This is a genomic window from Mesorhizobium sp. LjRoot246, assembly GCF_964254115.1.
In the GTDB taxonomy this organism is placed as follows: domain Bacteria; phylum Pseudomonadota; class Alphaproteobacteria; order Rhizobiales; family Rhizobiaceae; genus Mesorhizobium.
Window position 1 is genome coordinate 5,971,572 of the sequence record NZ_CAXUSN020000001.1, and the last position, 21,808, is coordinate 5,993,379.

Annotated in this window: 19 protein-coding genes; 12 read left to right on the forward strand and 7 right to left on the reverse strand. The window is 59.9% G+C overall.

Features of this window, described 5'->3' with window-relative positions; genetic code table 11:
* Window positions 1-1,428 carry an APC family permease gene (locus ACSQ3L_RS28985; RefSeq protein ID WP_436163025.1) on the reverse strand — a complete coding sequence of 476 codons (1,428 nt, stop codon included), beginning with the start codon at window positions 1,426-1,428 and terminating at the stop codon, window positions 1-3.
* 235 nt (window positions 1,429-1,663) lie between these two features.
* Between ACSQ3L_RS28985 and ACSQ3L_RS28990 the strand changes: the two genes are divergently transcribed.
* The 3 genes from ACSQ3L_RS28990 to ACSQ3L_RS29000 all read left to right on the forward strand — a co-directional run bounded on the left by ACSQ3L_RS28990 (window position 1,664) and on the right by ACSQ3L_RS29000 (window position 5,821).
* On the forward strand, window positions 1,664-2,680 hold the full coding sequence (locus tag ACSQ3L_RS28990; RefSeq protein ID WP_436163559.1) for an AraC family transcriptional regulator ligand-binding domain-containing protein: 1,017 nt from the start codon (window positions 1,664-1,666) through the stop codon (window positions 2,678-2,680).
* A gap of 564 nt (window positions 2,681-3,244) precedes the next feature.
* Window positions 3,245-4,075 (forward strand): shikimate dehydrogenase family protein, encoded by an 831-nt coding sequence (locus ACSQ3L_RS28995; RefSeq protein ID WP_436163026.1) that lies wholly within the window; start codon window positions 3,245-3,247, stop codon window positions 4,073-4,075.
* 219 nt (window positions 4,076-4,294) lie between these two features.
* The gene (locus ACSQ3L_RS29000) at window positions 4,295-5,821 is read left to right on the forward strand and encodes a GMC oxidoreductase (RefSeq protein ID WP_436163027.1); all 1,527 of its coding nucleotides are present in this window, start codon (window positions 4,295-4,297) and stop codon (window positions 5,819-5,821) included.
* A gap of 189 nt (window positions 5,822-6,010) precedes the next feature.
* On the opposite strand, the gene ACSQ3L_RS29005 is transcribed toward ACSQ3L_RS29000, so the two are convergent.
* Window positions 6,011-6,916, reverse strand: coding sequence for a LysR substrate-binding domain-containing protein (locus ACSQ3L_RS29005; RefSeq protein ID WP_436163028.1), 906 nt, complete (start codon window positions 6,914-6,916; stop codon window positions 6,011-6,013).
* A gap of 267 nt (window positions 6,917-7,183) precedes the next feature.
* Between ACSQ3L_RS29005 and ACSQ3L_RS29010 the strand changes: the two genes are divergently transcribed.
* The 7 genes from ACSQ3L_RS29010 (at window position 7,184) to ACSQ3L_RS29040 (ending at window position 13,284) form a co-directional block, all read left to right on the forward strand.
* Window positions 7,184-8,020 (forward strand): transporter substrate-binding domain-containing protein, encoded by an 837-nt coding sequence (locus ACSQ3L_RS29010; RefSeq protein WP_436163029.1) that lies wholly within the window; start codon window positions 7,184-7,186, stop codon window positions 8,018-8,020.
* A gap of 133 nt (window positions 8,021-8,153) precedes the next feature.
* Window positions 8,154-8,453, forward strand: coding sequence for a (2Fe-2S)-binding protein (locus ACSQ3L_RS29015; protein WP_436163030.1), 300 nt, complete (start codon window positions 8,154-8,156; stop codon window positions 8,451-8,453).
* Complete coding sequence (locus tag ACSQ3L_RS29020) at window positions 8,438-9,898, forward strand: NAD(P)/FAD-dependent oxidoreductase (protein WP_436163031.1); 1,461 nt, start codon at window positions 8,438-8,440, stop codon at window positions 9,896-9,898. The genes ACSQ3L_RS29015 and ACSQ3L_RS29020 overlap by 16 nt, the downstream gene beginning before the upstream one ends.
* A gap of 5 nt (window positions 9,899-9,903) precedes the next feature.
* A complete protein-coding gene (locus ACSQ3L_RS29025) occupies window positions 9,904-11,079 on the forward strand; it encodes an NAD(P)/FAD-dependent oxidoreductase (RefSeq protein ID WP_436163032.1) in 1,176 nt (391 codons plus the stop codon).
* Window positions 11,079-11,789 carry an ABC transporter permease gene (locus ACSQ3L_RS29030; protein WP_436163033.1) on the forward strand — a complete coding sequence of 237 codons (711 nt, stop codon included), beginning with the start codon at window positions 11,079-11,081 and terminating at the stop codon, window positions 11,787-11,789. Before ACSQ3L_RS29025 ends, ACSQ3L_RS29030 begins: the two co-directional genes overlap by 1 nt.
* Entirely contained in the window at window positions 11,789-12,511 is a 723-nt protein-coding gene (locus tag ACSQ3L_RS29035) for an ABC transporter permease (RefSeq protein ID WP_436163034.1), read from the forward strand. The genes ACSQ3L_RS29030 and ACSQ3L_RS29035 overlap by 1 nt, the downstream gene beginning before the upstream one ends.
* Window positions 12,508-13,284: an ABC transporter ATP-binding protein gene (locus tag ACSQ3L_RS29040; RefSeq protein ID WP_436163035.1), complete on the forward strand. Its 777-nt coding sequence runs from the start codon at window positions 12,508-12,510 to the stop codon at window positions 13,282-13,284. The genes ACSQ3L_RS29035 and ACSQ3L_RS29040 overlap by 4 nt, the downstream gene beginning before the upstream one ends.
* A gap of 9 nt (window positions 13,285-13,293) precedes the next feature.
* Here ACSQ3L_RS29040 and ACSQ3L_RS29045 read toward each other — a convergent pair whose 3' ends face one another.
* Entirely contained in the window at window positions 13,294-13,734 is a 441-nt protein-coding gene (locus ACSQ3L_RS29045; protein ID WP_436163036.1) for an Lrp/AsnC family transcriptional regulator, read from the reverse strand.
* A gap of 134 nt (window positions 13,735-13,868) precedes the next feature.
* Between ACSQ3L_RS29045 and rocF the strand changes: the two genes are divergently transcribed.
* Together rocF and ACSQ3L_RS29055 are read left to right on the forward strand one after the other, a co-directional pair.
* A complete protein-coding gene (gene rocF / locus ACSQ3L_RS29050) occupies window positions 13,869-14,801 on the forward strand; it encodes an arginase (RefSeq protein ID WP_436163037.1) in 933 nt (310 codons plus the stop codon).
* 2 nt (window positions 14,802-14,803) lie between these two features.
* Window positions 14,804-15,856, forward strand: a complete 1,053-nt coding sequence (locus ACSQ3L_RS29055; RefSeq protein ID WP_436163038.1) for an ornithine cyclodeaminase — start codon at window positions 14,804-14,806, stop codon at window positions 15,854-15,856.
* An 804-nt stretch (window positions 15,857-16,660) separates the two neighbouring features.
* Here the strand turns inward: ACSQ3L_RS29055 and ACSQ3L_RS29060 are convergent.
* From ACSQ3L_RS29060 to ACSQ3L_RS29075, 4 genes are read right to left on the reverse strand one after another with little or no spacing between them, the layout of a single operon-like run.
* Window positions 16,661-18,409, reverse strand: coding sequence for an ABC transporter permease subunit (locus tag ACSQ3L_RS29060; RefSeq protein ID WP_436163039.1), 1,749 nt, complete (start codon window positions 18,407-18,409; stop codon window positions 16,661-16,663).
* A gap of 25 nt (window positions 18,410-18,434) precedes the next feature.
* Window positions 18,435-19,472, reverse strand: a complete 1,038-nt coding sequence (locus tag ACSQ3L_RS29065; RefSeq protein WP_436163040.1) for an ABC transporter substrate-binding protein — start codon at window positions 19,470-19,472, stop codon at window positions 18,435-18,437.
* 27 nt (window positions 19,473-19,499) lie between these two features.
* Window positions 19,500-20,588 (reverse strand): ABC transporter ATP-binding protein, encoded by a 1,089-nt coding sequence (locus tag ACSQ3L_RS29070; protein WP_436163041.1) that lies wholly within the window; start codon window positions 20,586-20,588, stop codon window positions 19,500-19,502.
* Window positions 20,588-21,793: a M24 family metallopeptidase gene (locus tag ACSQ3L_RS29075; protein ID WP_436163042.1), complete on the reverse strand. Its 1,206-nt coding sequence runs from the start codon at window positions 21,791-21,793 to the stop codon at window positions 20,588-20,590. The genes ACSQ3L_RS29070 and ACSQ3L_RS29075 overlap by 1 nt, the downstream gene beginning before the upstream one ends.
* Between the last annotated feature and the right edge of the window lie 15 nt (window positions 21,794-21,808).

Below are 21,808 nucleotides of genomic sequence, written 5' to 3' on the forward strand. Positions count from 1 at the left end.
CTACTCGCCGGCTGGCGACGCAAGGGAATTGGCAACGTTTATCTCGACTTGACGAGATCGCCACCAACCCAGCAGCCCGACCACGACGAAGGCACATGGAATGAGCCAAACCTTCCAGGTGTCATCACCCGTCAAGAGTGAAAGGTTGGTGAGGGCAAGAAGCAGGAAACCGCCGAGGCCGATGATGGAAAGTATAGGCGAAAAGCGACTTTGCCACACAGTCGTCCCGCGCCGATCCGCACCAAAGAACCTCACGATGGCTACGCAGACCAACAACTGCACGATCAAGATTCCAAGCGCGGATGCAGCAGCCAGCCATGAATACAGGATCGTGTAGGGATCGAGATGCAGTGCCACGGCAACACCAATGAAGAGCAGCGCCGCAATGGTGTAAGACCGGCATGCCAGTCGCGGCGAACGGTGTACGGGATCGGTGGAACCGAGCGCTTTCGGCAGGAGACCATCACGGCCCAGCGCGAAGAGATAGCGGCTGATCGTGTTCTGAAAGGAAAGGGCGGCTGCAAACAGACTGGTTATGAGCAGAGCGGTCATCGCAAGCTTCAGCCAATCGCCCACCCGAGCTGCCGCTGTGTTGGTGAACAAATTCGCAAGATCGCCATTGGCGACGTCCCGGATGCTGGAAGGCCCGTACGCGACCACCATGCACCATGCCGAGAAAGCATAGAAAACGGTTATCGCGATGACCGCCATATAGGTTGCCGCAGGAATTGTGCGGCGGGGGTCTTTGGCCTCCTCGGCGAATATCACCGTCGCTTCGAAACCAATGAATGATGCTACGGCGAAAAGCAGACTGACACCCAAACCCGTCGAGAACACTGTGTGTGGGGCGAAGGATGTGAATCCTATGCCCTCCGGACCGCCGCCCTGAAGAAGAATCATCACGTCAAGGATGGCGAGGACGGTGACTTCTCCGATCATACAGACGCCAAGCACTTTTCCGGAGAATTCGATATTCCGTGTAGCGAAAAAGTCGATCACGACCATGCAGATAGCAGCCCAGACCCACCACGGCAGCCTTATGCCGGCAGATTCCCCGATGCCCGCGACGACGACGCCAAAGAATGCGTAAACGGCGATCTGAATTTCTATGTAGGTGAGCAATGTGATTGCGCCGGCTGCCGCACCCCAGGATTTTCCAAGTCCATGCGACACGAAGACATAAAACGCTCCGGCACTGCCGACGTGACGGCTCATTGCAGTGAAGCCTGCGGCGAAGACCAGATAAGTAAGGCCCGCGAAGATATAGGCGGAAGGGGCACCAGCGCCGTTTCCAAGTGCGAAGGCCAAAGGCGCCGCACCCACGATCGCAGTGAGGGGCGCTGCCGCTGCAACAACAAAGAAAACGATGCTCGCCAGGCCGAGCGATTCCGGCCTCAGGCCGATAGCCGTAGATTGATTATCCGGCATATGATGCGTCTCCCCCTTTTTGAGTTCGTCAAACCTGCCCTATCTAGGCAGCACAAGCTTGACAGCGTCGGTCAGAGTGTTGACAGTTTCAGCCAAATGGCCGCGTCTGTGCTTCAGACCTGAGACTTTAATCGACGAGCTCCGAAGGCAGAGACTGCAATCGCTGGAGAGTGCTGTGGGATTGGAGCTAGGTCGCCAAGGGCAGCGTCACCCTCCAACGATAGGCCATTTGGGTATGGTGCACGCTGGGGTCACGATTGGCCTCGATGAGATCGTAAGGCGACATGGCGGCAATCCTGCGCGCGTCATTGAAGCTTCGGGATTGCAGCACACATTTCAGCCGGTGGCGCACACACCGGAGATCACTCTATCCGCTTTCTCGTCACTGTTACGCGCGGCGGCCGAGGAAACCGGACTGCCAACCTTCAGCATGGAGTTCGCGGAGGCTTTCGATGTGCGCTCGTTCGGCGCGATCGGCTATCTATTCGAACTTGCACCCGACCTGGGCACCGCGCTGAACGATTTCTGCGCTGCCTTTGAACTTCTTCAGGAGAACACCGAAATCGGTTTCGAGGTGCAGGGCGACTTGGCGCGAATATCATACTCCGTCCGGTTCGGAACGCCGGAAGAAAAGGGGCCCGACGCGGAGTTCTCCGTGACCATGCTCGGCGCCGCACTCCGCAAGGGTCACGGTGGTGCCTCCAATGTCTGCCGACTCGATCTAGAACATTATCCCGATTGGGAGCGAGGTGCGGCTCCTGCTTGGCTTGGAACGGATTTTCGGCCGAATTCGAACCGCAACGCGATATTTGTGCAGCGGAGTGCCTTGGATCAGCCGGGCCGATTCAAAGACGCGTATCTCTACAGGATCGTCGCAGACCGGGTCTTCGACGATCTTCGAAATCTAGGTTCGCGGAGTGACCTTGTGAGTATAGTCGTGAAGTTGCTGAAGCACGCGTTCAGCGCCGGCAATTTCGAACAACTCAATGCGCCGAATGTCGCCCGTCAACTCGGCATCAGCGTGCGCACGCTGCACAGACAGCTCGCCGCTTATGGAGCGAAGTTCCGCGACCTGAGAAACTGCGTGATGCTCGATAGCGCCAGGCTTCTTATGTCCGATAACCGGTGGTCGGTGACTGAGGCCGCACTTGCGCTGGGCTTCAGTGAGACGAGTGCCTTTTCGCGCGCTTTTCGTCAGCTGTCGGGCCAGTCGCCGGCTCAATTCAAAAAAGTCCGAACCAACCGCTTCTGACGACTTGCCTGACCTTCATCGCCGCGCAACATGCACATGGTGGTCGCGCATAGGCGAACTCCATCATAGGGTTTTAGCATCTCGTACAGTTCGGCGATACGGCGCAGCCGTTCAGTCTCCCGGTCTGCTCCTTCCTCCGATTTTCCCCGAACCACCGAAACCAAATAGCCTCAAGATGCCCTCTAGACCAAACATCGAAGAGAATGTGGCCAGGCACGATCGCCTGCGTGCCGGATCAGGGCTTCAACGGGGGTGGAAACAAGAACTGCGTTTCGCGCAACCTGCCCGCCGGCTTTCGCGATTCGACAGCTCCGCTCAACCCAATTTGCCCAGATAGGCTTCCGCCAGCCTAGCTGTCCCTTCCGCGAAGGTGGGGCGAGTTGCCGCGCCGTCTCGACTTCCACGTGCGAGCCGAAGCGGCGCGCCAGATGGGCGCACAAAGTTCTTGACAATCGGCGGCGTAATGTGAGAGCGATCTCACATGAGAGCGCTCTCACATTAACTGAGATGGCGCGGACTTTACCAAACCTAGCACTGAACAACCTGAGCAAGGCAAACATCACGATGGCACGCACATTCCCCACGCTTTGCGGTTCTGTTTCGGGGCGGGTAACTCCCCCGGTGCTGGGTGTTAAGATGCATAAAGCGGGATACCAGGCGCTAGACCTGGATTTTGGGTATGCTGCCGCTGAGAGCCAGGATCTTAAAGGGACAGTCGCTTCGTTTATCGAATTGGGCTTCAGAGGTTTCGCGGTCTCGATGCCCTATAAGCTTGAAATCATTAAGTATTTGAATGAAGTTTCGCCGGATGTGGCAGCTATCGGTGCCTGCAACACTGTGGTCAACACAGACGGCCGCCTTACAGGACATAACACGGACTGGCGCGGTGCGATGGACGCATTATGCGAGCGTGGCGTAGAACAGCCAGGTCGCGCAATTGTCCTGGGCGCAGGTGGCGCCGCGCGGGCTTTAGTATTTGGTCTTAAAAATGCTGGATGGCATGTAGAAGTCGCGGCCAGAAACTTGCAATCTGCCAGCGTGCTGGCGACGGATTTTGACCTGCCGTCTCCGCATGACTTGCAGAAATTGCACTTTCCGGGATTCGACTTGGTGGTTAATACAACGCCTGTTGCGACGTTGTCGGAAAAACTTCTTGATCTGGACCGCTTTCCGGATGCGAAGGTTGTGTTTGATGTTGTATTCAACCCCGTTCACACGCCACTTTGTGCCGAGGCCGAACGGCGTGGCCTCATTTCAGTGCCCGGCTGGCTGATGTTGCTGCATCAAGCAGTCCACCAATTTACACTCTACACGAACGTAGATGCGCCCATTTTCGCGATGCGCGAGGCTTTGCTGCAAGCTCTTCCACGGCCTGATGGCTTGCTCGCGAGTTAGTGCAGGCGAAATGCGCTTTCTCAGCGGGAGATCTTGTCTCGGCCTGCTGTCGTTGCTTTGCAGCGTCAAGGCTTGCCGAGACGAACCCTCGTGAGGCGCAGTAGCTGAAATGTTCCGGCGCTGCGGTCGCAAAAATGGGCAGTCCGTCCGACCATCCCGACTAGGCAATCTAAAGATGGCTGTCTGACCCAGGTGACGCAGGCGTATATGGAGGCAAACGTGGCTCAAGAATTCAAGCCGGATGTCATCATCATTGGCTCGGGTGTCGGCGGCGGCTCGGTAGCTGGGCAATTGGTGGGATCAGGTGCGAAGATATTGATCCTCGAGCGTGGCGATTTCGTGCCAAACGAGCCGGAAAATTCCGATGCTGAAGCAGTATACAGCCACCGGCGGTATCGGACGCACGAAGAATACCAGGATGAAGCTGGAAATCGCTATCGGCCCTCGCAGTACTATTACGTTGGCGGCCATACAAAGTGGTACGGGACGGCTATGTTCCGTTTCCGTGAAAGCGACTTCAGAGAAGTTGGTCGCGAGGATGGAATTTCACCTGCCTGGCCAATCTCATATAACGATCTCGAACCCTGGTATGATGCTGCAGAGCGCCTTTTCGGCGTACGCGGCCAAGCCGGTATCGATCCCACAGAGCCGCCGCGTTCCGCCGGTTACGCACATGACGCCGTCCCACACGAACCCTTGATTGCGGAAATGGCTGACCGGTTGACCCGGCAGGGCCTGCGGCCGTTTCCAAATCCTGTCGCCATAGATTTTGGTCCAGGCGGGAGTTGCCGCCGGTGCGGGGCATGCGATGCCTTCGCATGTCGCTATGGAGCAAAAGGGGACGGTGAGACACGCCTTATCCGGCCGATCCTTAACCATCCTGACGTCCGGCTATGGACCAAAGCTCAGGTCACACGTCTTATTCCCGCATCCGACGGCCGCATTGCCGCTGTCGAAGTGTTGCGTGAAGGCCAACTTTTGCGCGTGGAAGCTCGCACGGTCGTGTTGAGCGCAGGTGCGATCAATTCGGCACTCATTTTGCTCCGGTCCGCGAACGAGGCTTATCCGGATGGCATCGCCAATCGCTCGGGCGTCGTTGGCCGCTATCTGATGAACCACCATCTCACGGGGTTGGTGGGCCTTATGCCGTTCCGCGTGAACGAAACTAAATTCACCAAAACGATGGCGGTCAATGATTTCTATTACGGTTTGCCCGAAGATCCAGCTGCGGGCGGCAATATCCAGATGCTCGCCAATCTCAAGGGACCGATGATCCGCTCGAATATCCCATGGATGCCAAAGCGGATGGCAGATATCGTTGCTCGGCACAGCGTCGACTGGCTCTGCATGTCCGAGGATTTGCCGAGCGCCGAAAGCCGGGTCCGATTGCTGCCAGGGGACCGCGTTGAAGTGGCCTATCATCCTGGCGGTCTTGCCGCCCATAACAGGTTCGTTGGCCACGTAAGAAGCCATCTCCGCAAGATCTTCCCCTTCGTTCTGCATCGTCCGTCTGGAATTAAGGGGCCGGTTCACCAGTGCGGTACGGTTCGCATGGGCGACGAACCGGCTACGTCCGCGCTTAACAACCTTTGCCAATCATATGATCATCCTAATCTCCATGTCGTCGACGCCAGCTTTTTTCCGTCTTCCGCCGCGTTGAATCCGGCTTTGACGGTTTGTGCCCAGGCGCTTCGCGTCGGCGCCCATCTTCGCGATGCCTGGCGTGAGGGTAAGCTCGCTGGCTGACGCGCCGCGTCGACGCGCGCCCCTAAATTGAAAGCCACCACGACATTGCTATTACGCAGCGGTGTCGGTGAAGCCGCCGCAGGCAACGCCGTCGAGCGTGTTGCACAAGGTGGCGATGCCCGCCCTGCGGAAGCGCTCCTTGACAGCATCGCGGTTGCGCAGCCTGAGCCCTGAGATGTGTTGCAGTGTCTAAAACAGCCTCACATTGCCACTTCGGTTATCTTCAAGCGCCGTTCGGAACTCCCGCTCGAATACCTGCTGCAGCATCGACGACACCTGCGTGCGGTTGCGTGTCATGTAGATGTGACAGGGAAGTCGAGGGGCGAAAGGTCGGATAGTGAGTTGGCCTTCCCACCGGGCTGCAGAAAACGGATCGACGATTGAAACTCCCAGGCCTTGTGCGACGAGCGCGCAGGCTGTGTCGGCGAAAGGGGTTTCAAAACGGCAGTCGATGGAAATGCCCGCATCGACGAGTGCGCGATCAATATCCTGCCTGGTACGATCGTCTCGTCCTAAGGCGATGAATGCCTGCTCCGCAAATTGCAGTGGGCCAATGATTTCCTCGTTGGCAAAGGCATGGTCGAGAGGCGCCACGCAGACACACTCGGCCTCAAAGATCAGATCGCAGGTGATCGCAATGTCGACCACCGGCGCCTGGATGAGACCAACGTCGATCTGCCGCCCAGCAGTCAACTCGGCGATCCTCGGTGAGGCGCTGGGGAAAATGCTCATCCGAGCCTTCGGATGGCGTCCGGCAAAATCCTTGAGAAAACGCGGCAGGACAATGCTTGCAAGTGCTGGATATACGCCGATGGTGAGGCGGCCGGCCTCCAGTTGGGTAATGTCGTCTGCAAGGCGGCGAATGCGAGTCATGCCCTTGACGATCTGGCCAACCTCCTCGTTGAGCAGCATCGCTTCCGCAGTTGGAACCAGGCGACCAGCACGCCGTATGAACAGCTGGATCTTCAAGGCGTGTTCAAGGTTGGAGATGTGGGCGCTGACCGATGGCTGGGCTATATGCAAAAGCTCACTTGCACCGGTCACGGTTCCCGCCTCCATGACAGCGCGGAACGCCTCGAGCTGCTTGTAGTTCATGGATCACGCTCCTCGGCACTCATGAGTCAAATCCATAGGTAAATCCTATACGCTGCGCAACTTTTCGTATTGGAACGGAGCGGCGATTTGTAATTAACTCCGACCAGGTCTGCACAAAGCAGGCTAAATCGAACAGTTTCACGAACTTGGCGCAGGTGCGGGTCGATTGTCGCTCGCACCGATCCTATTCAATTTTCCGATTCGTTTCGGACGTGTCGGTCGCTGTTCGGCAACAAAAAAGGGGTTCACATGATCAAGAATATTCTGTTGTCGGCCGTCCTTTCTCTCGCTGTCATGCCGTCGGCCAGCTCAGCTTGGGCTGAGGACGTCACCCACATCCGTATTGCCACCGAAGGTGCTTATGCACCCTGGAACTATACGCTCCCTGACGGGAGCCTGGCCGGCTACGAAATCGATCTCGCCAAGGAGTTGTGTCGTCGCATGAAGGCTGAATGCGAGATCGTTGGGCAGGATTGGGATGGAATGCTGCCGGCGCTGAACGCAGGGAAGTTCGACGCCATCATTGCGTCCATGGGGGTGACGCCCGATCGTCAGAAAGTCGCTGCTTTCTCCGATCCATATTCCAGGGCACCGAATGCGTTCATGGCCATGAAGGAGAGCGGCCTCGACAAGGTTGTTCCGGCGCGGGAGGATTTCAACCTGCGCATCAATCCCGACGGCTCCAAAAAGGTGGTCGAAAATCTGGCTGCTTCCCTCAAAGGAAAGGTTCTTGGCGTTCAGGGATCGACGACGGCAGGGCTCTTTGCCGATGCCTACCTGAAGGATGCGGTGACCATCCGTTCCTACAAGACGATCGATGAGATGAACCTCGACCTGGTGGCAGGCAGGGTTGATCTCGTCATGGCGAACGTCACGGTTCTCAACGCGGCTTTGGCCAAGCCCGAGTTGAGTGGTGCAGCGTTGGTCGGGCCAACGTTCGTCGAAGGCGTGCTCGGCAGCGGTACGACGAATGTTGCACTTCGCAAAAGCGACACCGCGCTCAAGGAGAAATTCAACATTGCGATCCATTCGGTGGATTCCGACGGGTTCAACAAGGCACTGACTGAAAAATGGTTCGGGGCCGATATCTCGGTCAAGGACTGACATCACCCGGTGCGAGCGGCCTGGTCGCTCGCACCGCACGGCATGATGAGCGCTCCGCGGCGGTTGCCGTGGCGTTGTCTCATTCCCAGCACGGGCTCCGGCTCCAGCGACAACCGAACTCGAGAAATGCGCCATGAAATTTCGACGCCTCAATGAAGCGCCGTTGACGGCGACGATCGTCTTCGATGGTCAGGCGATTTCATGCCAGGCCGGAGAAAGCGTTGCCGCGGCGTTGCTTGCTGCTGGCGTCGATCACTTCCGCACGACACCCGTTTCGGGAGCCCCGCGCTTGCCCTTCTGCATGATTGGAAACTGCTTCGATTGCCTGGTGGAGATCGACGGACGGGCTGACCGTCAGGCGTGCCTGTCGATTGTTGCAGACGGAATGATCGTTCGGAGTCAGTCGGGGACAGGCAGATGGGACGACAGATGACAGCCCCAAGAACATGCCAGTTCGCGGTCATTGGCGGTGGTCCAGCAGGCCTTGCGGCCGCTACACTTGCCGCGCGGCTTGGCATCGACACTGTGCTTCTGGACGAGCAGCCGACTCCAGGCGGCCAAGTCTATCGCAATATCGAGGCCGTCAACCTCGCTTCCGGCCGCCTGTTGAAAATTCTGGGAAAGCATTACGCGCACGGAAGCGCGCTCGTGGAGGCTTTCCGCCAAAGTGGAGCTCGTTACGAGCCTTCGAGCTCGGTTTGGCAGGTCACGCCCAACGGCAAGGTCGGTGTCTCACAATCTGGGCAGGCCTACCTTCTCAAAGCCGACCGCGTGCTGATTGCTACCGGAGCCGTCGAGCGGCCGGTGCCAGTGCCGGGATGGACGCTACCGGGGGTTATGACGGCAGGTGCCGTTCAGACCCTGATGAAAGCCGCCGGCATCGTACCGGATGAAGACACGGTTCTCGCCGGCTCTGGACCGCTTGTCTATCTCATCGCGCTGCAACTGCTTGCTGCCGGTGCGCCTTTGCGCGCCATCCTTCAGACGCAGAAACCCACGTCGTGGTTTTCGAAAATCCGGCTTCTGTCACAAGTGCGTGCTGGCGCCGGCGATCTGCTTGACGGACTGAATTGGATCCGAGCGATCAAGTCCTCCGGCGTTCCAGTACTCCACGCAAGTGACATCCGAGGTGAAGGCCGGGACAGACTGGAAGCGGTCACGTTCCAAAGCCGGGGGCAGCGCCATCGCATCGACGCGTCCGCCCTTCTTCTTCACGAGGGCGTGATACCCAACATCCAGTTGACCGCGAGCCTGCGGTGCTCACATCGGTGGGACGAGGCGCAAGTGGCTTGGGCACCGGTTCTCGATCGATGGGGAACCACCTGCCATGAGGGTATCGCCGTCGCCGGCGATGGAGCGGGCATCCGAGGCGCAAAGGCCGCGCCGCATTCCGGCCGCCTTGCCGCGCTGGAAACGGCTTTTCGACTTGGCCGGCTGTCGATGGAGGAACGAGACCGGATGGCAACCGGGGACAAGCAGGCGCTCGCCCTTCAGGTCGGCCTGCGCAGCCTTCTCGACCACCTCTATTCTCCTTCTGAAGCGATCAGTACCCCGGCCGACGCTGACATCGTCTGTCGATGCGAGGAGGTCTTTGCCGGGGAGATCAGACAACTGGTCGACGGCCAGCGTTTTGTAGAACTCGATCAGCTCAAATCTCAAAGCCGATGCGGAATGGGGCAATGCCAGGGCCGCATGTGTGGCCAGACCATAGCGCGTATCCTCGCTGAACACCGCGGCCTCTCGATGAAGGATGTCGGCTATTTCCGGCTTCGCATTCCGGTCAAACCACTGCCACTCGATCAACTGGCTCATCTGCAGAATGCCGAATGCCACCCTGAACTGCCTGCCAGTTCTGGCGATCCCAGCCAGAGAGTCTAGGGACCATGGAAACAGACGTCATCATCATCGGCGGAGGCCTGCACGGTTGTTCAACCGCGCTTCACCTGGCGCAGCGGGGTTTCAAGCCGATCGTGCTGGAAAAAAACGTCGTGGGCCGCCATGCGTCGGGAGTGAATGCCGGTGGCGTCAGGCAATTGATGCGGGATGTCGCTGAAATCCCCCTGTCGATCGCCGCGATGGATATTTGGGAAAACCTGGACAGGCTGCTCGGACCGCAATTGGCTGAAACCTGCGAATTCGTCAGCCGTGTCGGACAGGTGGGGGTAGCAGCAAGCGCCTCGGAGCTCGCCTGGTGCGAGCAGCGGGCCGCCGACATGAATGCGCTGGGCTACGATTTCGAGGAAATGCTCGATCCCAGCGACCTCAGGAAACTGGTCCCGACACTATCGGACATCTGCATTGGCGGCATCGTTTCCCGTCGCGACGGCCACGCAAATCCGTTTCGCACGACGCAGGCGTTCCGTACCAGGGCAGAGCAGCTTGGTGCCCGCTTCTACGAGCAGACCTGCGTCACCGATGTGGCCGAAGCTGGTTCGAAATGGCGGATCGATACAACTCGAGGCCAAATGGTTGCGGACGTCGTCGTCAATTGTGGCGGTGCGTGGGCGTGGCAGATCGCTGAGATGATCGGCGAACAATTGCCAAGGACACATCTCGCCCTGACTCTCATGGTGACGTCGCGTCTACAGCACTTTCTCGATCCCGTCGTCATCGGCATCGACCGCAAGCTATCCCTGAAGCAGACGGAAGTCGGCACGGTGGTGATCGGCGGCGGCATTCTTGGCGAGCCGGACCTCGATGCCGGAGCAACGCTGACCGTGGCTGACCGCATGGTCGAAAGCGCGCAAACCGTTTGGGATTTTTTCCCGGTTCTGCGTCAGGCGACTATCGTTCGAACCTGGGCGGGGCTGGAGGCGGTTACGCCCGACTTCCTTCCGATCATCGGTGCAAGCTCGGTTGCCAGAAACTTCTGGCATGTATTCGGATTTTCCGGTCACGGATTTCAGCTTGGCCCGATCGTTGGTTCGGTCGTCTCGGATATGATCGCCGACGGCAAGAGCGCGCTTCCGATCACGGCTTTCAGTCCCAACCGATTTTCGAACGGTGCGATTAGGCCAATTCATGCTGCGCAGCATGAACAGCAGGGAGCCACGGGGTGATGGGCGCCGGCTTCGTACTTGGCTTTGGCGAGAATGGCTGGGGGCCCTTGCTGTTTCATGGGGCCGTAATGACCTTGGCGGTGGCACTGACAGGGTTCGGGATAGGCCTGCTCATTGGTGCGATTGGCGCCTGGGCAAAACTTAAGGGCGGATATTTCAACAGGAGCCTTGCCGACGCCTATACGACTATTCTTCGCGGCATACCCGATTTGCTTGTGATCTATCTCTTCTATTTCGGTTCAAGCGCAGTGCTGACACCGCTGGGCGGGCTTTTTGGGGCTTCCGGTTTCATAAGCATACCGGGTTTCCTGGCGGGTTCGCTCGCCATCGGCCTGGTATCGGGCGCCTATCAGACCGAAGTCATGCGCGGGGCGTACCGGGCGGTCTCTCCGGGCGAGATCGAGGCGGCGATTGCAAGCGGCATGTCGCGACTGACACTGTTTCGCAGGATTGTAGCCCCGCTGGTGCTCCGGCATGCGCTGCCGGGTCTCGGCAATGTCTGGCAGCTGGTGCTCAAGGAGTCCGCGCTCGTTTCTGTCACTGGCCTCGTGGAAATTCTGCGGACGGCGCAAATCGGGGCCGGTTCGACGGGCCAGCCGTTCACGTTCTTCCTTGCCGCTGCTGTTTTGTATCTGGTGATTTCGTCGATCTCGGGGTGGCTGTTACAGCGCACCGAATGGCGCCTAACACGCGCATCAAGGCCAGTCTGATGGACTTTCCTTTCCTGTACGAAACGCTGCTGACGCTCCTGACCGGTGTCCCGCTGACGTTTCAACTGGCAGTCTCCTCGGTAGCGCTCGGAACTGTACTGGCCATCGTGCTGGCTCTGGCGCGCTTGTCCGGACTGACCCTGCTGGCGTGGCCGGCCCGATTTTACGTCTTCGTGTTCCGCTCCACTCCATTGCTTGTGCAGATTTTCCTGATCTACCATGGTCTGGGTCAGTTTCCGGCGATCAGGGCGAGCTTCCTTTGGCCGATGCTGCGCGAACCCTACTGGTGCGCCCTCATCGCCCTGACCCTGAACACGGCTGCCTATTCGAGCGAGGTTATTCGCGGCGCACTGCTGTCGGTTCCCTCAGGACAGATCGAAGCGGCACGAGCCTGCGGCATGCGCACCATAGTGCTCTACCGGCGGATCGTCTTTCCCCTTGCCCTGCGTCAGGCACTGCCAGCATACGGCAACGAGTTCATCCTCATGGTGAAGGCGACGTCGCTGGCATCGATCATCACGTTGATGGAGGTGACAGGCCTCGCCGCCAAACTCATCTCCCAGTCTTTCCGCGCCATCGAAATTCTTGTCGTCGCGGGGGCGATCTACCTCCTGATCAACTTCCTCGTCACGCGGCTCCTCCAGTGGGCTGACTACGGTCTGACCGGTCATTTGAGGCTGCCACCGGTGCCCGCCGACGCCCAGCAGAGAGGTACACGATGACAGACCCACATCAACCGGCCGTCAGCGTGACCGGGCTTCGCAAACGTTTCGGCAACCTGGAGGTTTTGAAGGGCATCTCCCTGGTGGCCAGGGAGGGAGACGTGGTCTCGATCCTTGGTTCATCTGGATCGGGAAAGTCGACGATGTTGCGCTGCATCAACATGCTGGAAATTCCGGATGAAGGGCGCATAGAGGTCGGGGGCGAAACAATCCTGCTCGAGAAAAAGGGCGGGAAGACGCGACCGGCAGATCTGCGGCAGCTCCAAGGAATACGCGCTCGCGTCGGCATGGTGTTTCAAGGATTCAATCTTTGGTCTCACATGACCATCCTCGAGAACCTGATCGAAGCGCCTATCCACGTCCAAAAACGTCCTCGTGCAGAGTGCGTGGAAGAGGCGGAGGCGATGCTGGTCAAGGTGGGGATTGCCGATAAGCGCAACCACTATCCGGCCCACTTGTCCGGCGGCCAGCAGCAACGTGCAGCAATCGCACGGGCGCTTACCCAGCGGCCCAAAGTTATGCTGTTCGACGAGCCGACCTCGGCGCTCGATCCCGAACTTGTCGGTGAAGTCTTGCGCGTCATGCGCGCGCTTGCCGAAGAAGGCAGGACGATGCTCGTGGTAACTCACGAGATGGGTTTCGCCAGAGATGTCTCCAGCAAGGTCGTATTCCTGCACAAGGGGCTGGTCGAGGACGAAGGACCGCCAGACGAACTGTTCACGGCCAGCCGATCGGACCGCTTCCGTCAGTTTCTGGCCGGCAGCAACGGCTAAGCGCCACCGTTAGGTCAGTAGTGCTCGGGTCGTGCGCGGTGTCGCCAGCAGCAAACTGGTTTCGCTGCCTGTTATGCCGGCAATGAGTCGGATGCGTCGTAGCACCGCGTCGAAATCAGTGAGCGAGGACGTCCCAAGTTCGACGACCAGATCCCAGCGCCCGTTGGTGGTATGGATGGTCGAGACTTCCGGGAAGCCACCCAGCGCCCGGACCACCCGATCGGCGGCATGGCCCTCAATCTCGATCAGCATGATACCGCGGATGCGCTGATCAACCGCGTCGGCGCGCAGCACCACCGTGTAGCCGATGATGTCGCCGGACCGTTCCAGCCGCTCCATACGTACCCTGACTGTGGCGCGCGAGACGCCGAGATCGACGGCGAGATCCGATACGCTGCGCCGAGCGTCATGCCGAAGCAAGGTCACGAGCCGTTCGTCCAGCGAATCCATCGGGGTACCATTTTGATCAGTTTGGGTCCCATTACGATAAACCATGCTTCCCGAATTGCCAATTTTACCTGTTCATATCGCCGGCTCGCCGTGATCTTCTTGCGGTCATTCGAACTTAGGCTGCGGGAAAAACAATGCGTTGCAAAATCGTCGGGGCGCCGGTGCAGGACGGCGCCGGCAGAATGGGATGCGAAATGGGGCCGAGTGCGCTGAGAACCGCCGGGCTTGTTGAGGTGCTGTCCGGCCTCGGTCACGCTGTCGAGGATATGGGCGCCGTCCAGGCAATTCCGGCGAGGCGCATTGTGCATGGGAATCTGGCGCTGAAGGCCCTGCCTGAAATATCGGCCTGGACATCCGCCATTGCCGAAGCCGCCTACGCGGCTAGCGAGAATGCCATGCCGATCTTTCTCGGCGGCGACCATTCGATCTCGGCCGGGACCGTGTCGGGCCTCGCCCGCCGCGCCACAGAGACCGGGCGCCCGCTGTTCGTGCTGTGGCTCGACGCGCATCCAGATTTCCACACGCTCGACACCACCGCCAGCGGCAATCTGCACGGTGTTCCGCTCGCTTACGCCAGCGGCCAGCCGGGTTTTAGCGGCTATTTTCCGGATCTGCCGGCAGCGGTCGATCCCAAGCGTATCTGCACCATGGGTCTGCGCAGCGTCGACCCGGCCGAGCGTAGCGCGCTCAACCAGGCGGGCGTGACCGTGCATGACATGCGGGCCATCGACGAGCATGGCATCGCGCCGCTGCTGCGTGCCTTTCTGGCGCGTGTATCGGCTGAAGACGGACTGCTTCATGTCAGTCTCGACGTTGACTTCCTCGACCCGTCGATCGCACCGGCAGTCGGCACCACGGTTCCCGGCGGTGCGACGTTCCGCGAGGCGCATCTGGTGATGGAGATGCTGTCCGACAGCGGCCTCGTCTCCAGCCTGGACCTGGTCGAGCTGAACCCCTTTCTGGACGAGCGTGGCCGAACCGCGACGCTGATGGTCGACCTGACGGCGAGCCTGATGGGCCGCCGCATCATGGACCGTCCGACCCGCAGCCATTCCGGGAGCTTTTGATCATGACCACGGCAAAGCTGAACATCGTCCCCTTCGTCAGCGTCGACCGCATGATGAAGCTGGTGAATGTCATCGGCGTCGAGCGCTTCCTGACCGAGCTCGCCGGCTACATCGAGGAAGACTTCCGACGCTGGGAGCTTTTCGACAAGACGCCCCGCATCGCCTCGCACAGCCATGACGGCGTCATCGAGCTGATGCCGACAAGCGATGGGCGCCTCTATGGCTTCAAATATGTCAACGGCCATCCGAAGAACATGCGCCAGGGTCTGCAGACGGTGACCGCCTTCGGCGTGCTCGCCGATGTCGGCAGCGGCTACCCGATGCTGCTCACCGAAATGACCATCCTGACCGCGCTGCGCACAGCCGCCACCTCCGCTGTCGCGGCCAAATATCTGGCGCCGAGCACACGCACCATGGCCATCATCGGCAATGGTGCCCAATCAGAATTCCAGGCGATCGCCTTCAAGGCGTTGACCGGCATCGACCGGCTCAGGCTCTACGACATCGACCGATCGGCATCGCTGAAATGCGCGAAGAACCTGGCTGGCATGGGATTCGACATCACCATCTGCGAAACCGGGCAGGAAGCGGTTGAAGGCGCCGGGATCATCACGACGGTCACCGCCGACAAGCAGTGCGCCACCATCCTCACCGACAATATGGTCGGCTCCGGCGTCCACATCAACGCCGTCGGCGGTGATTGCCCCGGCAAGACGGAACTCCACAAGGACATCCTGCTGCGCTCCGACATTTTCGTCGAGTTCCCGCCACAGACACGCATCGAGGGCGAGATCCAGCAGCTGGATCCCAATCATCCCGTGACCGAGCTCTGGCAAGTGATCGCCGCCAAGGTTCAAGGCCGCCGCGACGCCAAGCAGATCACGCTGTTCGATTCCGTCGGCTTTGCGATCGAGGATTTCTCGGCGCTGCGCTATGTGCGTGACCAGCTGCAAGCAACAGGCCTCTATGAGGAACTCGATTTGCTCGCCGATCCCGACGAGCCACGCGACCTGTTCGGTATGCTGCTGAGGGCGGCCATGCAGCCGGCGGCTTGAGAAAGCTCGCCCAAAAGCAGCGACCGGGGGGCAAATCTAACAGTCCTTGCCCAGTCGCACCTGCACCTTCAACCAAGCATTCCCAAGGCCAAAAGCTGCCGCTAGCCAACATCCGCCTCGCGCCAGAAGGCGGACAAAGTCTGCGCGCTGAATTCCAATGTCTTGCTTGGGCCGTGTATGGACGGCTCTCCATTGGGAAGGGTTCTACTTGAGCGCTCTGCAGTTGCTGGTTGGTGCGGCCACGTATCCGACCTGTAGGTGCGGCTCTTCATATGCCGCTGGCAACAATGCCATTCGCGCGGATCAGGTCCCGATCGAAAGCTCGCACTCGAAGGTGCACGGTCCAATTGGGTTCTCCTGATTCGGCGGTATCAACGGCTTTCTGCATCAGCTCCTGTCCGCCCTTTCCAACCTCGTCGGCGTTTGCTCGCCCTGTCTCGTTCTACGGGATGGCTGGCTCCCCGTAACGCTCGCCGCTTGTCATCAACGCGGATCAAGTAGGGGGTAACGCGTTCGAACTGGGCGGCAACGCGTCGCTTTGCGCTCTAGTTGGGTGCCGGTGGGCCATCTGGGAGGTTTGATGCCCACCGGCGTCCTGGCCGCCGCCGCCACGAGGCCAGGATGGGGAAAACATTGGAATGATGATCGACCGGGGTACGCACGGCTGTCGCCGGTGAGAAGCGATGCGTCCACAGTTCTTCCGATGGAGGCAGTTCCTGCACATGATTGATCTCAATTCCCTCACTCGTTCGTGCCTGTGCCGCTTGTTCGAGGTCCGCTCTGAGGTCGGTCAGGAAGACCGATTCAGGAACGCGCTTGCAACGACAACAGAGCGGTTTTCCGGCGTCCGAGGACAACCGCCATGCCGGCGATGACCACGACGCATGTCACGCCAAGCAACATGGCGGACACGGCGGCTGATTCGGGGCTTGTATTGAAGCGGATACCCTCCCACAATTTTCTCGGCAGTGTCTTCACCGACAGATCGCTGAGGAAGATCGAAGCCACCGATTCATCGAATGAGAGAAGCATCGCCAACAAAGCGCCGACGGCCAGGCCCGGAAGGAGGAGTGGGAAGACGATCGTTCGAAATATGCGCCACGGATTGGCCCCGAGGCTCGCAGCGGCGAGCGACAGCCAAGGGTCAATGGAACTGTATGTCGCGGATGCAACGAGATAGACCACAGGAAAGACCAGAACCGTATGAGCTATGATGATGCCTGCCTCGGTATCGACGAGCCCGACGCGCGCGAAGGCGAGATAGGCCCCCAGCGCGAAGACGACGGCCGGCACGCTCAACGGCGCCAGTACCAGGGCTTCGGCAGCACCCTGAAACCGGAAACGACGACCGAAACCGAGCACCGTGAGAATGGCCAGGACGAGGCTTAGGACACAAGTGACGGCGCCGATGCGAAGACTGGTCAGTGCGGCCGCGGCCCATTCCGGGCTGCCGAGGATCTTCTCGAACCATCGCATCGAATAACCGGGAGGCGGAAAGATGAGCACGTCCGCCGAACTGAACGACACCGGGAAGAGCACGACCAGCGGAAGGAGAATGAAGACAGATATGGCGCCAAGATAGGCTGGTTCGACGAGACGCGCGCTGAAGTGCCAAAACCCCGGAATGTGGAAACGCGATGTTGGCAAGGCTATCGACTTGCGAAGAAGCGCCTTGTCCGCCTGCACTGCCCCCTGTCGCGGCAAGGTCGGCGGCGACGAGCCCGGACGCTGCCAACGCGAGAAGTATCGAGCCACCGAGGAGAGTGCCATGACGACAATCGTGGCCGTCACAGCAAGCGTAATGCCGAGTGCCGCAGCGAAAGCCCAGTCGGCCCCGGTCTCGATTTCCGACTGGATCACTTGTGCAAGCATTTGCTGGCGCTGATTGCCGAGGAAGGCAGGCGCGATAAAACTCGCCATGGTGAAGAGGAAGATGATGATGACACCGGATTGGATGCCGCGAATTGCAAGCGGAACAACCATGCCCAGCCAGGCGCGCAGTGGGTTGGCGCCGAGCGTATGAGCGGCCAGAAGAATGCGCCCGTCGATGCGCCGCAGGACACTGACAAGAGCAAAGACCATCATCGGAATGGAGGAGTGCACGAGGGCGAGAACGACCGCCGGCTCGCTGAAGAGAAGGGGGAGCGGCTCCGAAATCAGCCCGAGACCGAGAAGCGTCCCGTTGACAAGGCCACGCTGCCCGAGGATCGCCAGCCATGCGAAGGTCCGTACCAGCACGCTGGTCAAAAACGGAACCAGCACCAATAGTCCAAGAAGCAGGCCCTTCACCCCGCTCGCCCGGCTCAAGAGCCACGCCAAGGGAAACGAGACGACGAGCGTTATCGCGGTCGCTTCCAGACTGATGCGAACCGTCGTCGCGATGATCTGTGGGTACGGGCTCCCCAAAATCCGCAGGAAGCGTCCGACGGCATCACCGCCGAACGCCTCTGGCACGATGTTCAGGAGCGGGAGAGCGAAAGCGAGGAGGAGCAGGAGGAATGCTGGAGCGAGCAGGCAAAGCCGCTCCCAATTGATCAACCCGTTCCGCCTCATTTTCGTTTACCCCGTCTACCCGCCGTTACTGCATGATGTAGGTGGACCAACGAGCCTTCACGGACTCGTAGTTGTCGTGCCACCATTCTGAATCGAGGACTGCGCCTAGCTTCGCGTTGTCCGGATTGCTCGGCAGATCCTTGGCAACCGCAGGGTCGAGAAGCTTCAGCGCGTCGACATTGGTCGGGCCGTAGGGGATTTGACGGGTCAGTTCCGCCTGCTGCTCGGGCTGGACGGCGAAGTTGATGAACTTCATCGCCTCGGCTGCATGCGGAGCGCCCTTCATCACGGCCCAGAATTCTGTATCCGACAGCGAGGCGTCCCAACCATAAGCCCAGTTGGCGCCTGCCTTGATCGCGTCGTTAACTCGGCCATTCGCGATGTAGGCTAGGTCGATCTCGCCCTGCTGGATGAGAGCCTGCTGATCTGAGGCACCCTTGTAGCCAACGATCTGATCCTTGACCCGATCGATAACCTTGAAGGCGCGATCCACATCCAGGGGGTAGAGATCAGTGGGCTTTACACCGTCACCCATCAGCGCGAATTCGAGGGAGTAGGTCGGGTCCGACGGCATCACGCGGCGGGCTTTTACCGCAGGGTCGAAGAACTGAGCTGCGGTCACTCCGTTCGGGAACTTCTCCTTGCTCCACGCGAGGTTCGTGCCGAACTTGATATAGCCGACACCATACTGTTTGCGGAACTCGGCCGGGATGCCATCAGCCTTGACGACCGAATAGTCGATCGGCTCAAGGAGGCCATCCTTCACTTCGTTCACAAAGGCCGGACTCTCGGCCGAGACGACATCCCAGGTGATGTTGCCGCTCTGCACCATCGCCTTGACCTTGGCATAGCCGGTGCCGGTGGTGCCGGTAACTTTGGCGCCCGTGGCTTTGGCGTATGTGTCGAAGAAGGCCTTTGTCTGCGCGTCCTGGAAGGCGCCGCCGTAGGAGGCGACCACAACTTCCGCCGGATCCGCGGCAGGTGCCGATTTCGCAAAGAAGGTTACACTGGCCGCCGCCAGCAAGGCAGCGGACACACCCATATAAAGTCTGTTTTTTGTCATGATTTTTTACTCCCCTTTGAATCCGCTTCAGGGTGATCCTTCAGCCGGAAGAACAGCGACGGATGCCGGCATCCATCGCGCGATGACGAGTTTGCCGGGAGCCAGGTGTCCGGCCGCATCATCTCCACGCGTGATGCTGGCGAGCAGGGACTGCCCGTCGGAAAGTTCCAGCGCCACGCGCCAGCCGGCACCGAGGTAGGTGACATCGCGGATCGTCGCGGGAACACCAGGGGCACTGTCTGATACGATTTGGGGTGCGGAGCGGACGGAGACGTTCTCCGGCCTCACCACGATATCGAAAGGCGCCGTCGCGGGAGACGGCAATGGTTGGCGTACGCCGGCGATCTCGTATCCACGGCCGCCATCCGTCGCGGTAACGCGCAGAATCGAGCACTCGCCGAGGAAGCGTGCGACGAAGTGATTGGATGGCGCGGCGTAGATGGTTTCCGGATCGGCGACCTGGAGAAGCCGCCCCCCGGCCATGATCCCGATCCGGTTCGCCATGGCCATGGCTTCCGACTGGTCGTGTGTCACGTAGATGACGGTGATGCCGAGCTCGCCCTGAATGCGTTTCAATTCCTGCTGCATCTGGTCGCGGAGCCTTCGATCGAGCGCGCCAAGAGGTTCGTCCATGAGCAGGAGGTCGGGGCCGAAGACGAGAGCGCGGGCAAGCGCCACGCGTTGCTGCTGCCCGCCGGACAACTGCGAAGGATATGAAGACCAGCGGTCGGCAAGATTGACGAGGCCGAGCGCGGCATTCACTCGCGCCTCACGCTCGGCACGCGCGACGCCGCGCATCCTCAGCGGGTAGGCAACGTTGTCGGCAGCCGACATGTGCGGGAAAAGCGCATAGTTCTGGAAGACCACCCCAATCCGTCGCCGATGCGGAGGCACGTCCGAGACGGACGTGCCCGACATCAGCACGCGGCCTTCGGTCGGCGTGTCGAACCCCGCCAGAAGCATAAGGAGCGTCGTCTTGCCGGAACCGCTCGAGCCGAGCAGCGCGAAGAACTCCCCCGATGAGATGTCGAGGGTAACGTCGCTCACCGCAGAAACGCTGCCATAGCGCCGAGTGACACCCTGAAAGGAAACGGCGGGAAGCGACTTGTCTGCCATTAGATATCCCTGCCGAGGTCGAACGGGGTGAGCACCTCGTATCCGGTTTCGGTCACGAGAACGGTGTCGCCGAAGCGAGCGCCACCAATGCCGTCGACATAGGGGGCCGGCTCGACGGTAAGCACCATGCCCGGCTCAAGCACGGTCGGAGAATTGGCCTTGAGCTCGATCCCGTCCCAATCGGAGTAGCCGATCCCGCGACCGGTGCGGTGCAGGAAGGGACTCTTCCAGCCCTGGCGTTCGATCACCGCCACAGCCGCGGCATGGACCTCTCCCGCCAACGCGCCGGGGCGCACTTTTGCCAACGCCGCTTCCTGGGCCTCGCGCGCGACATCCACGACTTTGCGCAGGTCCGCAGGCAATGGTTTCGACCCAATGTGAAATGGCCGGTCGTAACCAATTGCGTGCCCGAAGAAGGACGGGCCGCAAAAGCAGACTTGCAGGATTTCGCCCTCTCGCATTTGGCGACCGCCGCCAGCAGAATGGCAGCGCGCCGTGCGCTCGCGGCCGGCTCCCATCATTTGCATGCCCTGCACAAACGGTGACTGCTCCTCATTGCCGTTCCACCATTGTGCTGCCCGCTCCGTCCCGGCTGTCAGAGAAGCAAGCGCTACTTTCCATTCGGGAACGCCGGGGGCGACAAGTTCACGGCAGGCCGCGAACTGGTGAGCAACGATGTCGGTGCTGCGTCGAATGACGTCGATCGCTACTGCATCCTTGCGAGCAAGCAACTCGCGCAACATCACGGTGGCGTCCTTGACGCGCTCGGCGCCAAGTGCTTGCTCGACCAACTCAATGTTTAGAGCCCATGTGGAATTGAAGTCGACGCCAATTGTGCGGGCCGTCGGTGCGATTTCTCCTACATACTTCGCGAGCGCGGCATGGTGCGTCATGGGAGCCGGCACCGGCTCTTCCCATTCGACCCATTCCATAGCCACGGGGGTGTTGCATCTCGCCCTTATCTCCTTGGCCTCGCTGCGAGGAGAGACAAAGGCCGGCGCGCCATCCTGCAACAGGACCAGCCAAATCGGCCTGCCGACGGGGAGCCCATTCAATCCGGTGAAGAAGCGAAGGTAGTCGAAGCCAGAAATGGTGAGAACGTCGATCCCGCTACGCTTCATCGAAGCTTGGGCCCGATCAATGCGATTGCGGTAATCCGCATCGGTGGGAAAAGTGAGCCTGGAATTCGCTGGATCCTCGTTCATGGTGCTCTCATGGTT